General features: G+C 67.1%; 20 protein-coding genes. 8 read left to right on the top strand and 12 right to left on the bottom strand.

What is annotated here, in order from left to right; translation table 11 throughout:
- Window positions 1-6 precede the first annotated feature (6 nt).
- The 8 genes from ACUTAG_RS27870 (at window position 7) to fliR (ending at window position 5,969) form a co-directional block, all read left to right on the top strand.
- The gene (locus tag ACUTAG_RS27870; protein WP_020927355.1) at window positions 7-1,377 is read left to right on the top strand and encodes a flagellar hook-length control protein FliK; all 1,371 of its coding nucleotides are present in this window, start codon (window positions 7-9) and stop codon (window positions 1,375-1,377) included.
- A gap of 170 nt (window positions 1,378-1,547) precedes the next feature.
- Window positions 1,548-2,159 carry a flagellar basal body-associated FliL family protein gene (locus ACUTAG_RS27865; protein ID WP_026385346.1) on the top strand — a complete coding sequence of 204 codons (612 nt, stop codon included), beginning with the start codon at window positions 1,548-1,550 and terminating at the stop codon, window positions 2,157-2,159.
- Window positions 2,160-2,161: 2 nt separating this feature from the next.
- A complete protein-coding gene (fliM, locus tag ACUTAG_RS27860; protein WP_006385231.1) occupies window positions 2,162-3,169 on the top strand; it encodes a flagellar motor switch protein FliM in 1,008 nt (335 codons plus the stop codon).
- Window positions 3,162-3,725, top strand: a complete 564-nt coding sequence (fliN, locus tag ACUTAG_RS27855) for a flagellar motor switch protein FliN (RefSeq protein ID WP_047992755.1) — start codon at window positions 3,162-3,164, stop codon at window positions 3,723-3,725. The genes fliM and fliN overlap by 8 nt, the downstream gene beginning before the upstream one ends.
- Before the next feature lie 13 nt (window positions 3,726-3,738).
- A complete protein-coding gene (gene fliO, locus ACUTAG_RS27850; protein ID WP_006384758.1) occupies window positions 3,739-4,062 on the top strand; it encodes a flagellar biosynthetic protein FliO in 324 nt (107 codons plus the stop codon).
- A gap of 22 nt (window positions 4,063-4,084) precedes the next feature.
- Window positions 4,085-4,867 (top strand): flagellar type III secretion system pore protein FliP, encoded by a 783-nt coding sequence (gene fliP / locus ACUTAG_RS27845; protein ID WP_262352306.1) that lies wholly within the window; start codon window positions 4,085-4,087, stop codon window positions 4,865-4,867.
- A gap of 9 nt (window positions 4,868-4,876) precedes the next feature.
- On the top strand, window positions 4,877-5,146 hold the full coding sequence (gene fliQ / locus ACUTAG_RS27840; RefSeq protein WP_006385233.1) for a flagellar biosynthesis protein FliQ: 270 nt from the start codon (window positions 4,877-4,879) through the stop codon (window positions 5,144-5,146).
- A 34-nt stretch (window positions 5,147-5,180) separates the two neighbouring features.
- Window positions 5,181-5,969 carry a flagellar biosynthetic protein FliR gene (gene fliR / locus ACUTAG_RS27835; protein ID WP_026385347.1) on the top strand — a complete coding sequence of 263 codons (789 nt, stop codon included), beginning with the start codon at window positions 5,181-5,183 and terminating at the stop codon, window positions 5,967-5,969.
- 103 nt (window positions 5,970-6,072) lie between these two features.
- On the opposite strand, the gene ACUTAG_RS27830 is transcribed toward fliR, so the two are convergent.
- The 12 genes from ACUTAG_RS27830 to ACUTAG_RS27775 all read right to left on the bottom strand — a co-directional run bounded on the left by ACUTAG_RS27830 (window position 6,073) and on the right by ACUTAG_RS27775 (window position 21,889).
- Window positions 6,073-7,668 carry a methyl-accepting chemotaxis protein gene (locus ACUTAG_RS27830; RefSeq protein ID WP_006385235.1) on the bottom strand — a complete coding sequence of 532 codons (1,596 nt, stop codon included), beginning with the start codon at window positions 7,666-7,668 and terminating at the stop codon, window positions 6,073-6,075.
- A 323-nt stretch (window positions 7,669-7,991) separates the two neighbouring features.
- Window positions 7,992-9,722 (bottom strand): methyl-accepting chemotaxis protein, encoded by a 1,731-nt coding sequence (locus ACUTAG_RS27825; RefSeq protein WP_006385236.1) that lies wholly within the window; start codon window positions 9,720-9,722, stop codon window positions 7,992-7,994.
- A gap of 136 nt (window positions 9,723-9,858) precedes the next feature.
- Window positions 9,859-10,332, bottom strand: coding sequence for a hypothetical protein (locus tag ACUTAG_RS27820; protein ID WP_020927348.1), 474 nt, complete (start codon window positions 10,330-10,332; stop codon window positions 9,859-9,861).
- Between the two features lie 29 nt (window positions 10,333-10,361).
- On the bottom strand, window positions 10,362-12,233 hold the full coding sequence (locus tag ACUTAG_RS27815) for a methyl-accepting chemotaxis protein (RefSeq protein WP_045953120.1): 1,872 nt from the start codon (window positions 12,231-12,233) through the stop codon (window positions 10,362-10,364).
- A gap of 104 nt (window positions 12,234-12,337) precedes the next feature.
- A complete protein-coding gene (locus ACUTAG_RS27810; protein ID WP_058664228.1) occupies window positions 12,338-14,254 on the bottom strand; it encodes a methyl-accepting chemotaxis protein in 1,917 nt (638 codons plus the stop codon).
- A 140-nt stretch (window positions 14,255-14,394) separates the two neighbouring features.
- Window positions 14,395-15,654, bottom strand: coding sequence for a flagellar hook-associated protein FlgL (flgL, locus tag ACUTAG_RS27805; RefSeq protein WP_054441627.1), 1,260 nt, complete (start codon window positions 15,652-15,654; stop codon window positions 14,395-14,397).
- A gap of 48 nt (window positions 15,655-15,702) precedes the next feature.
- Complete coding sequence (gene flgK, locus ACUTAG_RS27800; protein ID WP_006385240.1) at window positions 15,703-17,379, bottom strand: flagellar hook-associated protein FlgK; 1,677 nt, start codon at window positions 17,377-17,379, stop codon at window positions 15,703-15,705.
- A 73-nt stretch (window positions 17,380-17,452) separates the two neighbouring features.
- The gene (gene flgJ, locus ACUTAG_RS27795) at window positions 17,453-18,436 is read right to left on the bottom strand and encodes a flagellar assembly peptidoglycan hydrolase FlgJ (RefSeq protein ID WP_006385241.1); all 984 of its coding nucleotides are present in this window, start codon (window positions 18,434-18,436) and stop codon (window positions 17,453-17,455) included.
- Between the two features lie 5 nt (window positions 18,437-18,441).
- Window positions 18,442-19,578, bottom strand: coding sequence for a flagellar basal body P-ring protein FlgI (locus tag ACUTAG_RS27790; RefSeq protein ID WP_006385242.1), 1,137 nt, complete (start codon window positions 19,576-19,578; stop codon window positions 18,442-18,444).
- 2 nt (window positions 19,579-19,580) lie between these two features.
- Window positions 19,581-20,273 (bottom strand): flagellar basal body L-ring protein FlgH, encoded by a 693-nt coding sequence (locus ACUTAG_RS27785; protein WP_006385243.1) that lies wholly within the window; start codon window positions 20,271-20,273, stop codon window positions 19,581-19,583.
- Window positions 20,273-21,058, bottom strand: a complete 786-nt coding sequence (gene flgG / locus ACUTAG_RS27780; RefSeq protein ID WP_026385111.1) for a flagellar basal-body rod protein FlgG — start codon at window positions 21,056-21,058, stop codon at window positions 20,273-20,275. The genes ACUTAG_RS27785 and flgG overlap by 1 nt, the downstream gene beginning before the upstream one ends.
- A 69-nt stretch (window positions 21,059-21,127) precedes the next feature.
- Complete coding sequence (locus ACUTAG_RS27775) at window positions 21,128-21,889, bottom strand: flagellar basal body rod protein FlgF (RefSeq protein WP_006385245.1); 762 nt, start codon at window positions 21,887-21,889, stop codon at window positions 21,128-21,130.
- Between the last annotated feature and the right edge of the window lie 6 nt (window positions 21,890-21,895).

The following is a 21,895-nucleotide window of genomic DNA, read 5'->3' as shown; positions in this document are numbered from 1 at the left end:
CCCGCTATGACCGCTCCCCTGCCCACCCCCGCCATCGCGCCCGCCGCGCCGGTCTCGATCGCCGACACGCTCGGCGCCAAGTCCGCGGCCGCCTCGACCAAGAAGGGCCCGTCGTTCTCCGACGTGCTGGCCCAGCAGCGTCCCAACCCGTCCGCCGACGCGCGGCCGGCCAATAACAACGGCGCCAAGACGCCCGCGTCCGGCGGCAAGACCTCCGGCGATGCCGCGGGCAACGCCGAAGACGCCGCCGCCTCGGCCATCGACAACGCCGTGCAGACCGCGGCCCAGGCCGAGGCCGGCGCGCTTGCCGTCGCCGCCACGCAGCAACCGGCCACGCCGGTCGTGTTGCCGGAGCAGGCGCTCGAGATCGCCGCCCAGGCCGCCGAGCAGGTTCAGCTGGCGCGGGGCAATGCCCAGGCCGCCGCCACGGCCATTGGCAGCGGCGCCGCCGTGGTGCAGGCCGCGCTCACCGCCAACGATGCCATCGCAACGCCGCGCACGCCGGTGCCCGCCACCGCGCAGCAGGCCGAGGCCGCGGCGGCCCTGGCCAGCCGCGACGCCCAGGTCGCGCAGCCGGTGGTCACCGCCGCCGTCAAGGCGGGCTCCGCGCCCGCCGTCGAAGCGGCCCCCGTCAAGACTGCGCCGGCAGCCGAGCTGCCGCGTCCGGCGCCCGAAGCCGCCGCCCCGCGCGCGGCCAACCCGCGTGTCGCCGCGCCCGAAGCCGCGCCCGCCTTGCCGCAACACGCCCGCACCGAAGAAGACCCGGCCGCGCCGTTGCCCAGCACCGCGCAACAGTTCCAGCTGCCGCAGCACGCCACCAACGCCCAGGATCACCTGGCGCAGGCGATCGCCGCTGCCAGCCAGCGTCAGCAGCCGGCTCCCGTCTCCAACCCCGCCAGCGTCGCCGTGCCCAACGTGCCGGTCATGCTGCAGGTCGCCACGCCGGTCGGCGGCACCCATTGGGGCACCGAACTGGGCCAGCAGATGGTGGTGATGAGCAACAACGTGCGCCAGGGCACCCAGACCGCCGAACTGCGCCTGGACCCGCCCGACCTCGGCCCGCTGCGCGTCAGCATCAACCTGGCCGACGGCGTCGCCAGCGCTTCGTTCGTGTCGGCCCACGCCTCGGTGCGCCAGGCCATCGAAACCGCGATTCCGCAATTGCAGCAGGCGCTGGCCCAGGCCGGCATCTCGCTGGGCCAGACCAGCGTTGGCGAACAGGCCGCGCAGCAGGAATTCGCCCAGCACAATGGCGGCGGTTCGCAACGCCAGGGCGGCGGCAATGGCGCCGCGGTGGCCGATGCCGCGATCGATGGCCAGGCGGCCACCGTGACGGCTGCGCGCAACGCCAATGCGCTGGTCGACACCTTCGCGTAACAATCACGCGGCCCGCGGCTGGCAACGGTTGCGGGCGGTGCAGCAATAGCTTGAGATACACGGCTTTCGCCCTGTTTTTCGCCTCCAATCGGGGGCGCGATTTCGGGCAGAATGCTTTCATCCACTAAGAATCCGTTTTCATCAGCGGCAAAACACGCATCGACACCGAGATGGCGACTTCCAAACCCACAACCATGCCGCCGCGCGGCCCGCTTCCGACACGCTCCGGCGGCATAGGCCGCATTCTTCGTCCGCTGCTCATGATCCTGGTGCTGCTGCTGGTGGCCGCCGCCAGCGCCGGCGCGACCTGGTTCATCGCGCAGCGCATGCAGCCGCAAGGCGGTGGCGCGCCGGTGCAACTGGGCGTGGGCCAGACCGGCAACCAGCCGGGCCAGCCCGGCGCCGCCGGCCCGCAGGCCACGCCGACCACGTTCGTCGCCCCGCCCACGACGCCGGCTGCCGTGCCGGCGCCGATCTTCGTGCCGATCGAGGCCTTCACGGTCACGTTGCAGAACGCCGACACCGAACGCATCATGCACGTCGGCCTGACCCTGCGCGTGAGCGACGAACAGACCCGCATCCGCCTGGAAAAGTACATGCCTGAAGTGCGCAGCCGCATCCTGATGGTGCTGTCTTCGCAATCGCCCACCGGCGTGCAGACGCAACAGGGCAAGACCGACATGGCCAACGCCATCAAGCAAGCCGTCAATCGCCCGTTCGCGCCCCTGCCGGACGGCCAGTATGTCACCGACGTACTGTATACGGCGTTCGTGGTGCAATAAGCATGGCCTACGAGGCGTTTCTTTCGCAGGACGAAGTCGACGCGCTGCTGGCCGGCGTCACGGGCGAGAGCGACAGCAAAAAGGAATCCGCGGGCCCCAACGACGGCGCCCGCGCCTATGACCTGAGCTCGCCGGACCGCGTGGTGCGCCGGCGCATGCAGACGCTGGAGCTCATCAACGAACGTTTCGCGCGGCAGATGCGCAGCGTGCTGTTGAACTTCATGCGCCGCAGCGCCGACATCACCGTCGGTTCCATCAAGATCCAGAAGTACGCGGACTTCGAACGCAACCTGCCGGTTCCCAGCAACCTGAACATGGTGCAGATGAAGCCGCTGCGCGGCACCGCCCTGTTCACCTACGACCCGAACCTGGTGTTCCTGGTCATCGACAGCCTGTTCGGCGGCGATGGCCGCTACCACACGCGCGTCGAAGGCCGCGACTTCACCACCACCGAGCAGCGCATCATCCGGCGCCTGCTCAACCTGACCCTGGAAAGCTACGGCAAGTCCTGGGATCCCGTCTATCCGATCGAATTCGATTACGTGCGCTCGGAGATGCACACCAAGTTCGCCAGCATCACCGGCAACAATGAAGTGGTGGTGGTCACCTCCTTCCACATCGAATTCGGCGCGACCGGCGGCGACCTCAACATCTGCCTGCCCTACTCCATGATCGAGCCGGTGCGTGACCTGCTCACGCGGCCGCTGCAGGAAACCACGCTCGAGGAAGTCGACCAGCGCTGGTCGCAGCAGCTCTCGCGCCAGGTGCGCAGCGCCGACATCGACGTGGTCGCCGAATTCGCCCGCATTCCGTCCAGCATCCGCGAACTGATGCGCATGAAGGTCGGCGACATCCTGCCCGTGGATGTGCCGCAGACCGTCATCGCCCACGTCGACGGCGTGCCGCTGATGGAATGCGGCTACGGCGTCTTCAACGGCCAGTACGCCCTGCGCGTGCAAAACATGTTTACCCACGATACCGAATCAAACGAGGCCCCCGACCATGACTGACAAGAACGAGCCCGGCTCCGGCTCGTCCCCGGCCGACGACTGGGCCGACGCGCTCGCCGAACAATCCCGCGCCAATCCGCCCACCCAGGCGGACGGCCTGAAGCCCGCCCAGGACGACTGGGCCGCCGCCATGGCCGAGCAGACCGCGGCCACGCCGCCCGCGGCCGCCGCGCCGGCGCCCGCGCCCGCTGCTGCTGCTCCGGCCGCACCGGCCCCCGCCGCGCCTGCCGCCCAATCAGCCGCGCAATCGGTGTTCAAGCCGCTGGCCGGATCGGCCGCCGGCAATGGCACCGACATCGACCTGATCATGGACGTGCCCGTCCAGCTGACGGTGGAACTGGGCCGCACCCGCCTGACCATCAAGAACCTGCTGCAACTGGGCCAGGGCTCGGTGGTGGAGCTGGACGGCCTGGCCGGCGAACCGATGGACATCTTCGTCAACGGCTACCTGATCGCCCAGGGCGAAGTGGTGGTGGTGGAAGACAAGTACGGCATCCGCCTGACCGACATCATCACCCCGTCCGAACGCATCAACCGCCTCAACAACCGCCGTTGAAGCCACGCCCGTGATGAACGATTCCGCCCTGCTGCGCGTCATCATCGGCCTGGTGCTGGTGCTGGCGGCCATCCTGGCCGCGGCCTGGCTGGCGCGCCGCGCCGGCCTGACGCAGCGCGGCGGCGGCAACCTGCTCAAGCAGGTCGCCAGCCTGCCGATCGGCGCGCGGCAGAGCATCGTCGTCGTCGAGATCGAGAACACCTGGGTGGTCGTGGGCGTCAGCCCCGGCCAGCTCAACACCCTGCATACCCTGCCCGCCGGCGAACTGCCGCAGGCCGCGCCCTTGCCCACCGCCGCCTTCGCGGCCAAACTGGGCCAGGCGCTCAAGCGCCGCTAGCCGGCGCGCGCGTTTTCACACCATGAGCTTGCCCAACTCCCCTCGCGCCCGCCGCGGCGCGCTCCCCCTGCTGGCCGCCGCCGCCCTGCTGGGCCTGGCCCTGTTCCCCGCCGGCGTGGTGGCGCAGGCGACGCTGCCGGCCCTGACCGCGACGCCGGGCCCGGGCGGTTCCGAAACCTATTCGCTCAGCATGCAGACGCTGCTGCTGATGACGTCGCTGTCGTTCCTGCCCGCGGCGCTGCTGATGATGACCGGCTTCACCCGCATCATCATCGTGCTCGGCCTGCTGCGCAGCGCCATGGGCACGGCCATGTCGCCGCCCAACCACGTGCTGATCGGCCTGGCGCTGTTCCTGACCTTCTATACGATGTCGCCGGTGTTCGACAAGATCTACACCGACGCCTACAAGCCGCTGTCCGAGGGCTCGATCCAGTTCGAGGCCGCGGTCGAGCGCGCCGCCGGTCCGCTGCGCACCTTCATGCTGCACCAGACCCGCGAGAACGACCTGGCGCTGTTCGCCAACCTGGCCAAGCAGCCGGCGCTGGAAGACCCCTCGCAGGTGCCGCTGCGCATCCTGGTGCCGGCCTTCATCACCAGCGAACTCAAGACCGCCTTCCAGATCGGCTTCACCATCTTCATTCCGTTCCTGATCATCGACCTGGTGGTGGCCAGCGTGCTGATGGCGCTGGGCATGATGATGGTGCCGCCCGTCACCGTGGCGCTGCCGTTCAAGCTGATGCTGTTCGTGCTGGCCGACGGCTGGAACCTGCTGATGGGCTCGCTGGCCCAGAGCTTCTACCAATAGGGAATCGCCATGACCGCCGAAACCGTCATGACCATGACCTACCAGGCGATGAAGATCGCGCTCGCGATGGCCGGTCCGCTGCTGGTCATCACCCTGATCGTGGGCCTGGTGATCAGCATCTTCCAGGCGGCCACCCAGATCAACGAAATGACCCTGTCGTTCATCCCGAAGCTGCTGGCCATGTGCGGCGTGCTGGTGCTGCTGGGTCCCTGGCTGATCGGCATCATGGTCGACTACATCCGCCAGTTGATCGGGCAGATTCCCGGCCTGGTGTCGTAGCGGCGCGCGCCGCCGCACTCCGGGACGCGCCCGCATGTTTTCCTTCACCATCGAACAGCTCAATGGCTGGATCGGCCAGTTCCTCTGGCCGTTCGTGCGCATCCTGGCGCTGGTGGGCACCGCTCCCCTCTTCTCCGAATCCACCGTTCCCGTCAAGGTCAAGATCGGCCTGGCCTTCGTGCTGGCCGTGGCCGTCAGCCCTGCGCTCGACCCGGCGCCGCCGATCGCGCCCGGCTCGTTCGCGGGCCTGTGGATGGTGATGCAGCAGGTGCTGATCGGCATCGCCATGGGCTTCACGATGCGGCTGGTGTTCGCGGCGGTGCAGACCGCCGGCGAATTCGTCGGCCTGCAGATGGGCCTGTCGTTCGCCTCGTTCTTCGATCCCGGCACGGGCGCCAACACCGCCGTGCTGTCGCGCCTGTTCAACATCGTCGCCATGCTCACTTTTCTGGCGCTGGACGGCCACCTGCTGGTGCTGGCGGCCCTGGTACGGTCGTTCGACACGCTGCCGGTGGCCGCGATCCAGCTGCACCAGAACGGCTGGGGCGTGGTGGTGGAATGGGGCAAGACCGTGTTCGTATCCGGCCTGCTGCTGGCGCTGCCGCTGATCTGCGCGCTGCTGACCATCAACCTGGCCATGGGCATCCTGAACCGCGCCGCGCCGCAGCTGTCGGTGTTCTCGGTGGGTTTCCCGGTCAGCCTGATCGTCGGCGTGGTGCTGCTGACCGTGGTACTGCCGAACTCCGGTCCCTTCCTGGAATCGTTGTTCGAATCCGGACTGTCGGCCATGAGCCGGGTGACCGACGCGCTGGCCGGACGCTAGCTTCCGGCGACACGCCGGCAAGTTCGGCACGGATTCCCGGCCGTCTTGGCGATCGCATGAAAAAAACGGCCCGCGCGGGCCGTTTTTTTCGATGGCGCAGACGTCACTGCTGTCCGGTCAGGCGGAACACCCGGATGGTCTCGCGCAACGCGCCCGACTGGTTGCCCAGTTGCAGCACCGCCCCGCCCAGCTCCTGCACCAGCGCCGTGTTCTGCACCGTCATCACGTCCATTTGCGACACGGCGCTGTCGACCTGCTCGATGCCGCTGGACTGCTCCTGCGAGGCCTGCGAGATCTCGCCGATGATGTCGGTGACGCGATGCACCGCATCGACGATCTCCTGCATCGTCGCGCCCGCCTGCTCGGCCTGCGCCGAGCCTTCGCTGACGCGTTCGACAGAGTCCTCGATCAGGCCCTTGATTTCCTTGGCGGCTTGCGCGCTCTTTTGCGCGAGGCTGCGGACTTCCCCTGCCACCACCGCGAAGCCCTTGCCGGATTCGCCGGCGCGCGCCGCTTCCACCGCCGCGTTCAGCGCCAGGATGTTGGTCTGGAAGGCAATGCCCTCGATGATGCTGACGATGTCGACGATCTTGCGCGAGCTGTCCGAAATGCCGTGCATGGTGTTGACCACCTGCCCCACCGCCACGCCGCCGCGCCGCGCCACGTCCATGCTGCTGGCGGCCAGTTGGTTGGCCTGCCGCGCATTGTCCGCGTTCTGCCGCACGGTGGATGTCAGCTGTTCCATGCTCGCCGCCGTCTGTTGCAGCGAGGCGGCCTGGCCTTCGGTGCGGCCCGCCAGTTCCTGGTTGCCGCGGGCGATATGCACCGCCGCCTGCGTGGTGCCTTCGATGCCGCGGTACACGTCCTGGGCGATGCCGACCAGGCTCTTGCGCATGACTTCCAGCGAGAAATTCAGGCTGCCGATCTCGTCGTCGGACTCGGCCACGATCTGGGTGGTGAGGTTGCCCGCGGCAACCTGGCGCGCCATGTTCGCGGCCTCGACCATGGGATCCAGCAGCGACCGGCTCAGGCGCCAGCCCAGCGCGAAGATCCCGGCCACGCCCAGCGCCAGCAGTCCACAAGCCACCCCGGCGCCGGTCGCGTCCAGCGTATCCCAATTGGCCCGCAGGCCATAGACGCCCGCCGCCACCACGATACCCGAGGACAGCAGCGCGTGGCGGAACATGCGGCCGCGCACATTGCGCCGGAACGGGAAGGCCAGCAAGTCCAGCCCGCGGCGCCAGCCCGCCCGCACCGGGCGGCCGCGCAGGATGCGCACGCCACGGGCGCGGCCTTCGCGTATGCGCGCGTAGAGTTCCTCGGCCATTTCGATCTGGGCGTCGCTGGGCCGCACCCGCACCGACGAATACGCCACCACCTCGCCGTTCTCGACGATCGGCGTGGCGTTGGCCAGCACCCAATAGTAGCCGCCGTCCTTGCGGCGATTCTTGACCAGGCCCAGCCAGGATTCACCCGCCTGCAGGGTACGCCACAGGTCCGCGTAGGCTTCCGGCGGCATGTCCGGATGGCGGACGACGTTGTGAGCCTTGCCGATCAGTTCCTCGCGCGAAAAGCCGCTGACTTCGATAAAGGCCGGATTCGCGTAGAGGATGCGACCCTTGGTATCGGTGCGTGAGATCAGGTATTGATCTTCGCGCAGCTTGGTTTCCACATCATTGACAGGAAGGTTCACACGCACAGCGGGTCTCCGTTACATCGTATGCGGCGGCGAACGGTCAGCCACGGCGGGCGCCGGGCCTGGCGCCCGGCCGCTATCCACCCGTCCGGCCTCGCGACCTGCGCATGCCGATGCCGTGCGGTCCTGCCGAAATTTTTCGCCGCCCGTATTTTGGGCGTTATGACTATGAACGGCAATATTTTCGAAAACTTAAGCCATCGAGATATAAGGTCCGACCGGCGGACAGCATTCGACCCGGCGTCCGCGAACGGGCGTCGGGTCGGCTGGGGTGACGGCCGTTGCGGCCGCGCGCCTTGTCCGACGGGGCGCCGGCCCCGTCTGGATCAGTCTTGCGTCAGGGTCGGAGCCTGATAGCCGCCCAATTGCTGGGCCGGCACTTCGATGACCTCACCGGCGTTGATCTTGAACACCGCCACGGCTTCGGCCAGGCGCTGCGCCTGTTCCTGCAGCGAACCGGCCGCGGCCGCCGCCTCTTCCACCAGCGCCGCGTTCTGCTGCGTCACTTCGTCCATCTGCGACACCGCGCGGTTCACCTGGTCGATGCCGCTCGATTGCTCCTCGGACGCCGCCGAGATCTCGCCCATGATGTCCGTCACGCGCTTGACCGAGGCCACGATCTCCTGCATCGTCGCGCCCGCGCGCTCGACCTGCTGCGAACCGGCGCCCACCTTGCTCACCGAGTCCTCGATCAGGCCCTTGATTTCCTTGGCCGCCTGCGCGCTGCGCTGCGCCAGCGAGCGCACTTCGCCCGCCACCACCGCGAAGCCCTTGCCCTGCTCGCCGGCGCGGGCCGCTTCCACCGCCGCGTTCAGCGCCAGAATGTTGGTCTGGAACGCGATGCCGTCGATCACCGACACGATTTCCGAGATCTTGCGCGAGCTGGCCGAAATGCCCTGCATCGTGTTGACCACTTCGGCCACCGCCGAACCGCCGCGCTCGGCAACGTCCGACGCGCTCGCCGCCAGCTGGTTGGCCTGGCGCGCGTTGTCGGCGTTCTGCTTGACCGTCGAGGCCAGCTCTTCCATCGAGGCCGCGGTTTCCTCCAGCGAAGCCGCCTGCTCTTCGGTGCGGCTGGACAGGTCGGTGTTGCCGGCCGAGATCTCGCGCGAACCGACCGTGATTTCATCGACGCCGCGGCGCACCGTGGACACGGTGCGGGTCAGGCTTTCCTGCATGCGCTTGAGGGCCGCGAACAGCTGGCCGATTTCGTTGTGTGAACGCACCTCGACGCGGCTGGTCAGGTCGCCCGCGGCGATCTTGTCGAAATGCTGGCCAGCCTCGACCAGCGGGCGCACCACCAGGCGGCCAAACAGCACCCGGCAGAACACCATCAGCGCCAGTGCCAGCGCCACCGCAACCGCCACGGCAACCATGGCACGGTTGAAATTGGCCTCGGCCTGGTCAATCGTGGCCTGCTGCTGGGCGTCGATGTACTTGCTGAACTCGGCGATGGCCTCGATGAAGGCCGCGCTGCGGGGCGTACCGTACTCGTTGTTCACCATGTAGAAAGTGGAATAGTCCTCGCTGCGCAGCGCCTCGACCATGGTGTCGACGCCGTCATCGATATACGAGCGGTAGCGGCGGACCAGGTTCATCGACAGCTGGCGGCCGGTGTCGTCCTGCAGCATGTTCTTCTGGAATTCCGCGAAACGGCTGCGCACGCCCGTCAACAGATCGGTGGCGCCCTTGAGCGCGGCGGCGGCGTCGCGCGCCGAGTTCTCGCCACTGCCCCAGCCGGATTCCTGCAGGTGGCGGGCGGCGACCATCAGGCTGACGCGGGCGCGCAGCATGTCGCTGTTGATGACTTCAACCTGCTTGGCGCGTTCGGTCAGCTCATTGACCTGGCGGATCGATTCATAGTTGTGCTGCAGGAAGAAGGCAGCCAGTCCGCCGACAGCCGCGATCAACACGGCGAAGAACGCCATCACCCACAGCAGCATCGTGCCGACACGGGCATCGCGCAGCCTCATCTTGCGTTTCACCTTGGGCGCGCGCGCGGCCTTTTTCTTACCGACCTTGCCGGACTTCGCTCCGGATTCCAGACTCGCTTCCATATTCTTTCCCCATCCCTCAGGTACAGCTCTGACCAAATGAAAAACCACCCTGGCGCGCCATCCTTGCGGAGCGGGCACGCTTCAGGGCGACGTACGCGCCGGCCCGGGGGCCGGCACGCTCTCCGCGGAACGGGGCCTATCGCCCCTGGCGCGTCGGTTCGGGCGGCGCAGCCGGCACCGGAATGACGATGGTTTCCACCTGGGGGGCCGGCGCCGGCTGCTGCGCCCATTCCTGACTGGCGTCAGGCGCGGGCGCGGGGCCGAGCAGTTTCTGGCGTTCCCAGGGTTCCAGCAGAATATTGGTGCTGTCGACGAGGCGCATCAGGCGGCCGTCCGGGCCGAACTGCAGCAGCGCTTCCTTGCGGCTGTACAAGCCGTCGGCGACAAACGTGATCTTGAAGGACCAGAGGGCGAGGAAGGTGCCGTCGGTCTGTTTGTAGAACTTGTCAGGAGGCGCGGTAAGCGCCCGCGAGGCCTCTTCCAGCGTCGTCTGCCCGGGGGTCAGCGTCGACAGCTTGCCCGGGTCGAAATTGTGGCCCGTCGCCGCGCAGCCCGTGATCAGCGCCGTGATCGCCGCTGCTGCCAGAAGATGTTGTAGATAGCCTCGCATACCTGCCCATTTACCGGTCTCGACCGGCGTCAAAAAGATTCCCAGTCATCGTCGGCCGGCGCCTGGCGGCGGGTGGCCGCCGGTGCCGGCTTGGCGTCGTTGGCCGCCGCGCGGGGGGCCGGGCGGCGCGGCGGACGCGCCGCGCTGGCCGCCTCCGCCGTCGCCGTCTTGGCGCGCGGCGCGCTGTGCGTCAGGCGCGCCGCGGGCGCGGTCTGGCGTGCCGCGGGTGCGGCGGCTGTCGGGGCCGGCGCCGGCGTCGGCGCAACCGTTTCAGCTTGCGGCGCGGCAACCCGCGGCGCACTGCGGTGCTGCGCCAGTTGGCGCGCCGGCACCTCGATCACGTCGCCCGCGTTGATCTTGAACACCGCCACCGCTTCGGCCAGGCGCTGCGCCTGTTCCTGCAGCGAACCGGCCGCGGCCGCCGCCTCTTCCACCAGCGCCGCGTTCTGCTGCGTCACTTCGTCCATCTGCGACACCGCGCGGTTCACCTGGTCGATGCCGCTCGATTGCTCCTCGGACGCCGCCGAGATCTCGCCCATGATGTCCGTCACACGCTTGACCGAGGCCACGATCTCCTGCATCGTCGCGCCCGCGCGCTCGACCTGCTGCGAACCGGCGCCCACCTTGCTCACCGAGTCCTCGATCAGGCCCTTGATCTCCTTGGCCGCCTGCGCGCTGCGCTGCGCCAGCGAGCGCACTTCGCCCGCCACCACCGCGAAGCCCTTGCCCTGCTCGCCGGCGCGGGCCGCTTCCACCGCCGCGTTCAGCGCCAGGATGTTGGTCTGGAACGCGATGCCGTCGATCACCGACACGATTTCCGAGATCTTGCGCGAGCTGGCCGAAATACCCTGCATCGTGTTGACCACCTCGGCCACCGCCGAACCGCCGCGCTCGGCAACGTCCGACGCGCTGGCCGCCAGCTGGTTCGCCTGGCGCGCGTTGTCGGCGTTCTGCTTGACCGTCGAGGCCAGCTCTTCCATCGAGGCCGCGGTTTCCTCCAGCGAGGCCGCCTGCTCTTCGGTGCGGCTGGACAGATCGGTGTTGCCGGCCGAAATCTCGCGCGAACCGACGTTGATTTCGTCCACGCCGCGGCGCACGGTCGCTACGGTGCGCGCCAGGCTTTCCTGCATGCGCTTGACGGCGGCCATCAGCACGCCGATCTCGTTGGTCGACTGGACATCGACGCGCGTGGTCAGGTCACCGCCGGCGATCCGGTCGAAGCTCTCGCCGACCATACGCAACGGACGCAGCACCACGCGGTTCATGAACAGGAACGCGCCCAGCGAGACCGCCAGGATCACCAGCACCAGCGCCAGATACACATAGGTCATGACCGCGCCATTGGCGCGCGACGACGCCACCTGCTCCTCGCTGTAGGCGGTGATCGTGTTGGCGAATTCGGTCAGCTGCTTGGAGAACGCGCCGCTGGCCGCGGCGGTCTTGGTGTTCTTCAGCTTGAGGTACTCGGCATTGTCGCCGCGGTCCAGGGCGCCCAGCATGGCCTGCAGGCCTTCGGCAAAGCCATTGAACGACGCCAGCAGCTGCCCTTCGGCCTCGCGGCCGATATCGGTGGTTTTCGGAATGGCCTTGAAACGTTCGAGCTTGGCTTTGCCATCCGTCAGCAGTTGCTGCACGATGCGCGTGTTCTCGGCGGCCCCCGCCTTGTCACCGGCCGCCCGCTGCGCGGCGGCGATGTCGGCACGGATGGTGGCGCGCAGCATCTGCACGTAAGAGTCCTTGACCAGATTGCTCTGTTGGACACTCAGGCTATCCAAAGCGTTGATCGCTTCGGCGTTGGATCGCATGCTGCTCCAACCCAGGGCAATGGCAACCAGCGCGGCCACGGCAACTGCCAATTGGGCAAGCATCAAGCCCGTGCGCACCTTCAGATTGCTTAACATTTTCCGATATTTCCGGTAACCGTCGGGGCGACACGCTGTCGTCGCCCCGCCGTAAAAGGGATGTGTTTTCTACTGCCTATTCAATACGCTGGCGGATCACTCCGTCAGAAAGACTCCCAATCATCGTCGGCCGGCGGCGCGCGGCGGGCAGCCGACGGTGCCGGTTTGACGGGTTTGACATCGGTGGCATCGGTGGTCTTGACGACCGGCCGGCGCAGGGGCCTGGCCGCCGTCGCGCCGCTGTTGGCCGTCGGCCGGGCACGGACCGGCTGGGCCAGCCGCGGCGCCGGCGCCGCGGGCGGCGTCACCGGGGAATGATCCGGCTCTGCCGCGGGTTCCGGCTTGGCAGCCGCCTGAGCGGCAGGCTTGGCGGTCCTGGCGGCCGAAACCTGCGCTTCGGTCTGCGCTGCGGCAACCCGCGGCGCACTGTGTTGCTGCGCCAGCTGGCGCGCCGGCACCTCGATCACGTCGCCCGCGTTGATCTTGAACACCGCCACCGCTTCGGCCAGGCGCTGCGCCTGTTCCTGCAGCGAACCGGCCGCGGCCGCCGCCTCTTCCACCAGCGCCGCGTTCTGCTGCGTCACTTCGTCCATCTGCGACACCGCGCGGTTCACCTGGTCGATGCCGCTCGATTGCTCCTCGGACGCCGCCGAGATCTCGCCCATGATGTCCGTCACGCGCTTGACCGAGGCCACGATCTCCTGCATCGTCGCGCCCGCGCGCTCGACCTGCTGCGAACCGGCGCCCACCTTGCTCACCGAGTCCTCGATCAGGCCCTTGATCTCCTTGGCCGCCTGCGCGCTGCGCTGCGCCAGCGAGCGCACTTCGCCCGCCACCACCGCGAAGCCCTTGCCCTGCTCGCCGGCGCGGGCCGCTTCCACCGCTGCGTTCAGCGCCAGAATGTTGGTCTGGAACGCGATGCCGTCGATCACCGACACGATTTCCGAGATCTTGCGCGAGCTGGCCGAGATGCCCTGCATCGTGTTGACCACTTCGGCCACCGCCGAACCGCCGCGCTCGGCAACGTCCGACGCGCTCGCCGCCAGCTGGTTCGCCTGGCGCGCGTTGTCGGCGTTCTGCTTGACCGTCGAGGCCAGTTCTTCCATCGAGGCCGCGGTTTCCTCCAGCGAGGCCGCCTGCTGCTCGGTGCGGCTGGACAGGTCGGTATTACCCGCCGAAATCTCGCGCGAACCGACGTTGATTTCGTCCACGCCGCGGCGCACGGTCGCCACCGTACGGGTCAGGCTCTCCTGCATGCGCTTGATGGCGGCGAACAATTGGCCGATTTCATTGGTGCTGCGCACCTCGATACGGCCGGTGAAGTCACCGCCCGAGATCTTCTCGAAATGATCACCCGCCTCGTGCAGGGGCTTGAGCACCGTGCGGTTGATGAATATCCAACAGCCGACCGCCAACACCAATGCGATCACCAGCAAGGCGATGGTGACGCTGCGAGATACGCCGTGGTCGACCGCTGCCTGCGCCGCGAACTCGTCGGTGCGCTTGTCGATGAAGCTGAGGTAGTTATCGACAGCTTCGCGGAACTTGGTATTGACGTTGCTGGCGGAGTCGTTCAGGTTCAGATAGTCCTGGATCGCCATATTGGACAGCGCGGCCGCCTGCCCCTTGAGGACGGTGTCGTACTCCTTGAGCGCGGCTTCCAGCGCCTGGCCGAGCGCTTCCGTGCCCGCCAGCGGCGGCGCCTTGCGGAAGGCATCCATCATCTTGAAGGCATCCTGCATCAGGCCTTCGGAACGCTTGGCCTGCGCCGCCGCCTGTTCGGTCTTGCCCTGCTGCATGTCCATCAACGACGTGGACAACAACAGGCGCGCGCGCAGGAACACGGTGTAGGCGCGGTTGAGCGGCACCGCCCGGTCCGTATAGGCGCTGTTGATCTGGTCCAGCTTGGTGTTGCTGGAATTCAAGCCCATCCAGGCCACGCCATTGGACAGGAACATGGCACCCGTGAAGAGCAACAACACCAGAATGATGCAGGTGCGAACTTTCAAATTGACAAGCATGAAATACCCGACGTTATGCGAGGTGAAACGACAAAATTCCTACCCTGTACGCACACACGGACGCTCCGGTATCCACCGGAAGCGTCCGTAAGGGCGCGCAACATGCCGCGCCCATGGGCACGGCCTATGGACTCACCGCGTTATTTGCGGCTGAACAGACTGGATCCTTGAATGGTCATGAACGCGGCCGACGCGGCCTGCAAGGCCACCTGGCGCAGCGCCAGCTGGCTGGCGCCGGAGTAGTAGTCCAGGTCCTCGAGATCCGACAGCGACTTCGAATAGGACAGGCCCTTCTGCGTGCCGGTGGCGTCCAGCGCGTCCAGTTCGTTCATGCGGGCGCCCACCGACGCCGCGACCGTCTGCACGTTGTCGTAGTTGGTGGACAGCTTCTTGTTGGCCGTGGCCAGTTCGTTGTTCAGCTTGGCCAAGGCGACCGGGTCGCCGGCAATCGGCGAATCCAGCGTCTTGATGAGGCTGTCCAGCGTATTGAACATGTCCACGTCGGCCGACTGCACGCTCTGCACGTCGATCACGTCGCCGTTCTGGGGCGTGCCTTTGATCACCACCGACACGCCGCCGAAATCGATGGCGGCATCCGGCGTGTACACGGTCGGCGCGGCCGGCGGCGCCGGCGTGGTGACGGGCGGCACCGGCGGGTTGGCGTTGGGATCGGTCGTGATGACGCGGTAGCCCATGTTGCCTGTGGCCGGATCCGATTCGAACTGCAGGCGGAAATCCTTGCCGATATTGGGGCTGCCCGGCGTCACCGACACGGTGCTGAACTGGGCGGTGCCGGTGTTGGCCTGCGCGGCAGTGCTGACGTAGGCCTGCGAACCCGGGTTGGCGCGGTTGAAGATGTCGCTGCCGATGTCGCTGGTGGACATCTGGCGCGACTGGTCGACCTGCACGGTGCGTTCGCCCGTGGCGCCGCTGTAGACGATCTTGCCGTTGGTGTCCTGCGAATAGGGCACCACGCCGCCCTGGTAACCCGAGAACAGGTATTGGCCGTTGCCATCCGTGCTGTTGGCCAGGCCCAGCAGTGCGTCGCGGGCGTTCTTCAGGGCGGTGGACAGCGCCTGGCGGTCGCTGTCGGCGAAGGTGCCGTTGCCGGCCTGCACCACGCGGGTACGCACGTCGGCCAACGCCGTCGTGATGGAGTCCAGGACGTTGTTTTCCTGGCCGAGGTTGGTCTTCGCCGTGTTGCGGTTGAGCGCGTACGTCGAGTTCATGCTCTGCGTCTGCGCCACGTTGATCGCCAGCGAGGCGGACAGCGGATCGTCGGCCGGCGTCAGGAATTTCTTGCCGCTGCCCACCTGCTCGACCAGGCGGTTCATGTCGGATTCCTGAGCGAGGACGCCCTTCAGGCCGTTCGAATACATCATGGAGGTGCTCAGGCGCATGGGGAAGCTCCGATTTTTTCTTGATAGGTCACGATTTCAACGATCCGATCAGCCGCGCAGGCCCAGCAGCGTATCGAACAGCGTGCTGGCGACGTCGATGATGCGGGCGCTGGCCTGGTATTGCTCCTGGTAGAGCGACAGGCTCACGTATTCTTCGTTCAGGTTCACGCCCGAAACGGCCTGCTGCGCGGCGGTCTTTTGGGCGATAAGGTTCTTCTGCGCGGTGTTGGCCGATTGAATCTGCGCGGTCTGCACGCCGACGGTGTTGACCACCTGCCCGAACATCTCGGTGATGCTCATGGTGCCGTGGCCCAGCACCTTGGTGTTCTGCAGTTGCGCCAGCTTGAGCGCGTTCTTGCCGTTGGCGTCACCGCCATCGGTGTCGGCCGCGGCCACTTTCTCCGGGTCGGTGATGATCACCTTGATGTCGCGCGCGGCATCGCGAGTGGGCGACAGCGCCCACTTGTCGCCAGCCTGCGGCGGCGAGTCGATCGTCAGCGTGACGCCCATCTCGGCGTTCAGGTCCAGGGTGGCGGTGGGCGGCGTGCCGGTGGCCGGGCCGTTGTAGACCTGGGTGCCTTCCGGCAGGCGCGTCACCATGTAGTTGGTGCCGTCGAAACTGATTTCGTAGTCTTTGGCGTTGATGTTGTTCACGTTGGTGAACTCGCCGCTGATCTGCGCGCCGCTCTTGTTGCCGGCGTTCGGCACGCCTTGCGGCTTGCCGATGCTGAAGAAATCGGTGCCGGGATTGCCGGCGGTGTCCAGGCCCTGGCGGTGCTGCTCGTTGAACGACAGCGCCAGGCCCACGGCCATCTGGCCCAGTTGCGCCTGCATGAAGTCCAGCGAGGTGGCGCGGAACTGCAGCAGGCCGCCCAGCTTGCCGCCGGTGACTTCGGCGTCGTTCAGCTCAACCGCCACGGTCTTGCCGCCGGAACCGGCCGGCAACGTATAGGCGATGACGGTGCGGCTGACGTCCTTGGCGGACGACACGGCCTGCAAGGGATAGACGGTGTCGCCCGACAGCAGCGCCTGCCCGCCCGAAGCCAGCGAGATGCTGAGCTTGTCGCCCTGCTCGTAAGTGGTGACGCCGATCAGCTGGTTCAGTTCCGACACGGCCTGGTCGCGCTGGTCCAGCAGGTCGTTGGGCGGATTGCCGCCGGCCTTGGCGCGGGCGGTGGAAATCTGGCTGTTCAGGTCGTTGATGCGGGTCAGGTAGCTGTTGACCTGTTCGACCGTGGTGGTGATCTGCGTGTTCAGGCCCAGGCGCTGGTTCTGCATTTCCTGGTAGGCCGAACGGATCTGGGTGGTCAGGCTGTTGGCCTTGCCCAGCAAGTCCTGGCGCGCGGCCGGATCCGCCGGCTTGCTGGCCACGGTATTCATGCTGGTGAAGAAATTGGTCAGCCCCGGGGCGATGCCCACGGTGCGGTCGGCGAACAGGTTGTTGACCTGCGACACCTGGTCGAGCTGCGCCTGCAGCTGGGCGCCGCTGCCCTGCGCGCCCACCAGTTGCTTGTACAGGAAGCTGTCGTAGCTGCGCACGACGGTGTCGACCTGGACGCCGCGGCCGATGTAGCCGTTGGTGGTGGCCTGGGCGCCGGCGGTCGAGATCATGACGCGCTGGCGGTTGTAGCCGACCGTGGTGGCATTGTTGATATTGTGGCCGGTGGTCGCCAGGCCTGCCTGGGACGCATTCAGCCCGCCCAACGCCAATTTATACAGATTCATGCTGACAATGCCCCGTATGTAACCGCAACTGATATGTCTGGATACCCGGTTAACGGCAACCGGCCGTCCAAATTTAGAGTCCTTCCAACATCTGGCGCGAAATATCCACCTTGGCGGCGGCGCCACGCAGCTGGCTCATGACACCGATCAATTTCTGCGCATACTGCGGATCGGTGGCATAGCCGGCGCTCTGGATGCGGCGGGCCGCCTCGATCTCGTTGCGGGCCTGCGTCACGGCTTCGTAGCGCGGGCTGTTGCCGATCAGGCGGGCGTAGTCGGCGAACGATTCCTCGTAGGACGAATAGGCCCGGAAAGGTTGCGTCACTTTTTTCGCGACGCCGTCTTCGTATTCGGTGGTCAGCACGTTGACGACCTTGCCCTTCCAGCTGGGGCCGGCCTTGATGCCGAACAGGTTGTAGCTGGTGCGGCCATCCTCGTGCTTGATTTCGCGCTGGCCCCAGCCGGACTCCAGGGCCGCCTGGCCCATGATGAGGCGGGCCGGAACGCCGCTTTGCTGCGAGGCCAGCGTGGCCGCGCGCGACATTTTCGAGACGAAATTGATGACGTGCTCGGGCGCGCCTTCGGCCGCGGCCAGGGCGCGGTCGCTGGCGCGGTTGTTGCGCATCACGTCCATCAGCGCCGACACCTGCCGCGAGCCGCCGGTCTGGAAGTCCAGGTCGGTGCCCTGCCCCAGGCGCTGCACCGCCTCGGCCGGCAGATCGCCCGGCTTGCCCTGCTGCATCTGCGCCAGGATCGATTGCGACAGACCGATGCCGGGCGTGGCCAGGTGCAGCGCCAGCTGCTCGTCGGCCATGGATTGCAGCATCTGCGTCTGCTGCGAGTCGAACAGCCCCTCTTTCGGGGTCGCCTCGCGCATGCGCTTGAGCATCATCTGCAGGAACAGCGCCTCGAACTGCTTGGCGACCTGCTTCTGCTGTTCGGTCCCGGGGTTGGCCGGATCCTTGGTCACATCGCGCTTCAGGTCCGACAGGCGCCCCATGTCGAACACGGAATCCTGGCGGCTGCCCAGGCGCGCGGTGTTGTTGGTGTACGCCATGGCGGTCAGATGATCTCGAGCTCGGCGCGCAAGGCGCCGGCGGTCTTCATGGCCTGCAGGATCGCCAGCAGGTCTTGCGGCGTGGCGCCCAGGGCGTTCAGGCCCTTGACCACGTCGGCCAGGTTGGCGCTGGTGGTGACGCGCTGCAGCGAGCCGTTGTCCTGGCGCACTTCGATCTGGGTATTCGGCACCACCACCGTCTGCCCTTCGGTGAACGGCGTGTCCGGCTGCGACACCTGGTTCTGGCGATTGATGATGACCGACAGGTTGCCGTGCGCCACGGCGGCCTCTTCGATCATGACCGTGCGGTTCATGACCACCGAGCCGGTGCGGGCATTGATGATGACCTTGGCCACGGTGGGCGCGCGCGTCACCTGAAGGTCCTCGACCTGCGACAGGAAGCGCGCCTGCGACGCCTGCTCCATCGGCGTGCGCACCTGCACCACCCGGCCATCCAGCGCGGTGGCGGTGCCCTGCCCGAACTTGCGGTTCAATGCGTTGACCACGTTTTGGGCGGTGCCGAAGTCGGTGTTGTTCATCTCCAGGTAGATGTAGCCGTCGCGCGCGAAGGTGGTCGGCACGCCGCGCTCGACGATCGCGCCGCCGCTGATGCGGCCGCCGTTGAGCTGGTTGATCTGCACGCTGGAACCGCCAGCCGAGGCGCCGGCGCCGCCCACCAGGATGTTGCCCTGGGCGATCGCGTAGACCTGGCTGTCGGCGCCCTTGAGCGGCGTCATCAGCAGCGTGCCGCCGCGCAGGCTCTTGGCGTTGCCCATCGACGAGACCACCACGTCCAGCGTCTGGCCGGGCCGGGCGAAGGCCGGCAGGGTCGTCGTCACCATGACGGCCGCCACGTTCTTGAGCTGCATGTTGCTGCCGGCGGGCACGGTGATGCCCAGCTGCGACAGCATGTTGGTCAGGCTCTGCTGCGTGAACGGGGTCTGGCGCACCTGGTCGCCGCTGCCGTCCAGGCCCACCACCAGGCCATAACCGATCAACTGGTTGCCGCGCACGCCCTGGATGGAAGCCAGGTCCTTGAGCCGTTCGGCATGCGCCGCCGAAGCGCCGGCCAACAGCCCCGCCGCGACACAGACGCGCGCCAGCAGGGACAGCAAGGCGGAAATCGGAGTGGGTTGTTTCATGTTCAGAACGGCGAAGCGATCAGGAAGAAGCGTTGCAGCCAGCCCATGGTCTGGACCTCGTCCATGACGCCCTTGCTGCGGTATTCGATGCGGGCGTCGGCCACCTGGGTGGACGACACGGTGTTCGTCCCGGTGATGGAACGCGGGTCGACCACTCCGGAGAAGCGCACGTATTCGCTGCCGCGGTTGATGGCGATCTGTTTCTCGCCGGCCACCTGCAGGTTGCCGTTGGACATCACCCCCACCACGGTGGTGGTGATGGTGCCGGTAAAGGCATTGTTGGCGGTGCTGTCGCCCTTGCCCTGCGCCACGTTGCCGCCCTTGGCGTCGGTGTTCAGGTTGGCATTGGCCCAGCTGTCCATGAAGGACGGCGCGGCCGTGATGCCCAGGCTGGCGCTGCCGCTGCGGTTGGTGTTGGTGGCGACGTTCTTGGAGGCGTTGGTCTTTTCGTTCAGCACGATGGTGACGATATCGCCAACATTGCGCGGACGGCGGTCCTCGAACAACGGGTAATTGCCGTAAGTCGTGGGCTGGTAGATCGAGCCGGTGGGCTGCGCCGCCGGCATCGGCGGCGGCGGCGGCGCCGCCGTCGTCGGCCCGGTCACGATGGGTTCGGGCGGGATCATGGCGCAACCGGCCACCAGCAAAGCCAGGGCAGCACTCGAAACCAGACGCAGGACAGACGACATGGGCATCACAGTTGGGTCAGGCGGGCCAGCATTTCGTCCGAGGTCTTGACGGCCTTGCTGTTCATTTCGTAGGCGCGCTGGGTCGTGATCATGTTGACCAGTTCCTCGGCGACGTTCACGTTGGAAGTTTCGACGTAGTTCTGCATGAACGTGCCGGCGCCGTCCACGCCGGGCTGCAACAGGTTGGCCGGACCCGAGGCGTCGGTTTCCAGGTACAGGTTCTCGCCCACGCTCTGCAGGCCCGTGGGGTTGATGAAGGTGGCGATCTGCAACTGGCCGATCTGCACGTTGACGCCGGCCGCGCCCGGCTGCGTCACCGAGACGATGCCGTCCTTGCCGATGGAGATCGACAGGGCGTTGTCGGGCACGTTCATGGGCGGCTGGATCACGTAGCCGCTGACGGTGGTCAGCTGGCCGTTCTGGTCGCGCTGCAGCGCGCCGTCGCGCGTATAGGCCTGGGTGCCATCGGGCAGCTCGACCTGCAGGAAGCCGCGGCCGCTGATCGCCACGTCCAGCTCGCCGCCGGTGTTGTTCAGGCCGCCGGTGGTGTGGATGCGCTCGGTGGCGGCCACGCGGGCGCCGGTACCGAGCTGCAGGCCCGACGGCAGCTGCGTCGCGTCGCCGACCTGGGCGCCGGGCTGGCGCAGGGTCTGGTACATCAGGTCCTGGAACACGGCGCGGCCACGCTTGAAGCCGTTGGTCGCGACGTTGGCCAAGTTGTTGGAAATCACGTCCATCGAGGTCTGTTGACCTTCCAGGCCCGTCTTGGCAATCCACAGCGAACGCATCATGATGAAGTACTCCTGGTGCGGCGGCCCGGCCGCGCGCGAAAATTATTTGGTTCGGATCGGCTGACCGGATCAGGAAACCGAGAGGATGCCGTTGGCGCGTTCGGCGTTGCGATCCGCCTGCTGCACCACCTGCATCTGCTGCTCGAAGCGGCGGGCGTTTTCGATCATGCCCACCATCGCCGCCATGGGATTGGTATTGCTGCCTTCCAACACGCCCGACAGCACCCGCAGGCTGGGATCGGCCGGCACCGGCGGGGCCGGCTGGCCGTTGACCGGCGCCAGGCGGAAGACGCCGTCGTCGCCATGCACCAGTTGCGCCTCGGGCGGGTTGGCCAGCTTGATGCGGCCCAGGTTGAGGATGTTGTTGGGCGCGTCGCCGGCGCCGATGGCGGTGATGGTGCCGTCCGAGGTGATCGTCAGCGCGGCCTGGTCGGGCACGTCGATGATGCCGTTCTGGTCGGACATCACCGGCTGGCCCAGCGAGGTCTGCAGCAGGCCGTTCACGCCCACCTGCAGGCTGCCGGCGCGGGTATAGGCCTCGCCCTGCGGGGTCTGCACCGCGATCCAGCCGTTGGAGCTGGCCAGGGCCACGTCCAGGTCGCGGCCGGTGGTCTGCATATTGCCCATTTCGAAGTTGTTGCGGGGCGTCGACGCCACCGTCGAGACACGCGTCGGCAGGCTCACGCCGTCATTCACCGGAACCGACCGGTACAGCGCGATCTGCTCGCGAAAGCCCGGCGTGTTCACGTTGGCCATGTTGTTGGAGAGCGCGGCCTGGTGCTCCGTGATCCGCGCTGCGCCATTCATGGCGGTGTAGATGATTCGATCCATTGCCTA

This window comes from Achromobacter sp. CSND-B12 (assembly GCF_052906545.1).
This window is presented reverse-complemented; position numbering and strand designations above follow the sequence as displayed.

What these genes read in the sequence shown, in the direction of transcription:
- ACUTAG_RS27810 (WP_058664228.1), bottom strand. Translation starts at nt 14,254, where the DNA reads ATGCTTGTCAATTTGAAAGTTCGCACCTGCATCATTCTGGTGTTGTTG.
- ACUTAG_RS27775 (WP_006385245.1), bottom strand. Translation starts at nt 21,889, where the DNA reads ATGGATCGAATCATCTACACCGCCATGAATGGCGCAGCGCGGATCACG.
- flgJ (WP_006385241.1), bottom strand. Translation starts at nt 18,436, where the DNA reads ATGGCGTACACCAACAACACCGCGCGCCTGGGCAGCCGCCAGGATTCC.
- ACUTAG_RS27865 (WP_026385346.1), top strand. Translation starts at nt 1,548, where the DNA reads ATGGCGACTTCCAAACCCACAACCATGCCGCCGCGCGGCCCGCTTCCG.
- fliR (WP_026385347.1), top strand. Translation starts at nt 5,181, where the DNA reads ATGTTTTCCTTCACCATCGAACAGCTCAATGGCTGGATCGGCCAGTTC.
- ACUTAG_RS27785 (WP_006385243.1), bottom strand. Translation starts at nt 20,273, where the DNA reads ATGCCCATGTCGTCTGTCCTGCGTCTGGTTTCGAGTGCTGCCCTGGCT.
- ACUTAG_RS27790 (WP_006385242.1), bottom strand. Translation starts at nt 19,578, where the DNA reads ATGAAACAACCCACTCCGATTTCCGCCTTGCTGTCCCTGCTGGCGCGC.
- ACUTAG_RS27870 (WP_020927355.1), top strand. Translation starts at nt 7, where the DNA reads ATGACCGCTCCCCTGCCCACCCCCGCCATCGCGCCCGCCGCGCCGGTC.
- fliN (WP_047992755.1), top strand. Translation starts at nt 3,162, where the DNA reads ATGACTGACAAGAACGAGCCCGGCTCCGGCTCGTCCCCGGCCGACGAC.
- ACUTAG_RS27815 (WP_045953120.1), bottom strand. Translation starts at nt 12,233, where the DNA reads ATGTTAAGCAATCTGAAGGTGCGCACGGGCTTGATGCTTGCCCAATTG.
- fliP (WP_262352306.1), top strand. Translation starts at nt 4,085, where the DNA reads ATGAGCTTGCCCAACTCCCCTCGCGCCCGCCGCGGCGCGCTCCCCCTG.
- ACUTAG_RS27825 (WP_006385236.1), bottom strand. Translation starts at nt 9,722, where the DNA reads ATGGAAGCGAGTCTGGAATCCGGAGCGAAGTCCGGCAAGGTCGGTAAG.
- fliO (WP_006384758.1), top strand. Translation starts at nt 3,739, where the DNA reads ATGAACGATTCCGCCCTGCTGCGCGTCATCATCGGCCTGGTGCTGGTG.
- fliQ (WP_006385233.1), top strand. Translation starts at nt 4,877, where the DNA reads ATGACCGCCGAAACCGTCATGACCATGACCTACCAGGCGATGAAGATC.
- flgK (WP_006385240.1), bottom strand. Translation starts at nt 17,379, where the DNA reads ATGAATCTGTATAAATTGGCGTTGGGCGGGCTGAATGCGTCCCAGGCA.
- fliM (WP_006385231.1), top strand. Translation starts at nt 2,162, where the DNA reads ATGGCCTACGAGGCGTTTCTTTCGCAGGACGAAGTCGACGCGCTGCTG.
- flgL (WP_054441627.1), bottom strand. Translation starts at nt 15,654, where the DNA reads ATGCGCCTGAGCACCTCCATGATGTATTCGAACGGCCTGAAGGGCGTC.
- flgG (WP_026385111.1), bottom strand. Translation starts at nt 21,058, where the DNA reads ATGATGCGTTCGCTGTGGATTGCCAAGACGGGCCTGGAAGGTCAACAG.
- ACUTAG_RS27820 (WP_020927348.1), bottom strand. Translation starts at nt 10,332, where the DNA reads ATGCGAGGCTATCTACAACATCTTCTGGCAGCAGCGGCGATCACGGCG.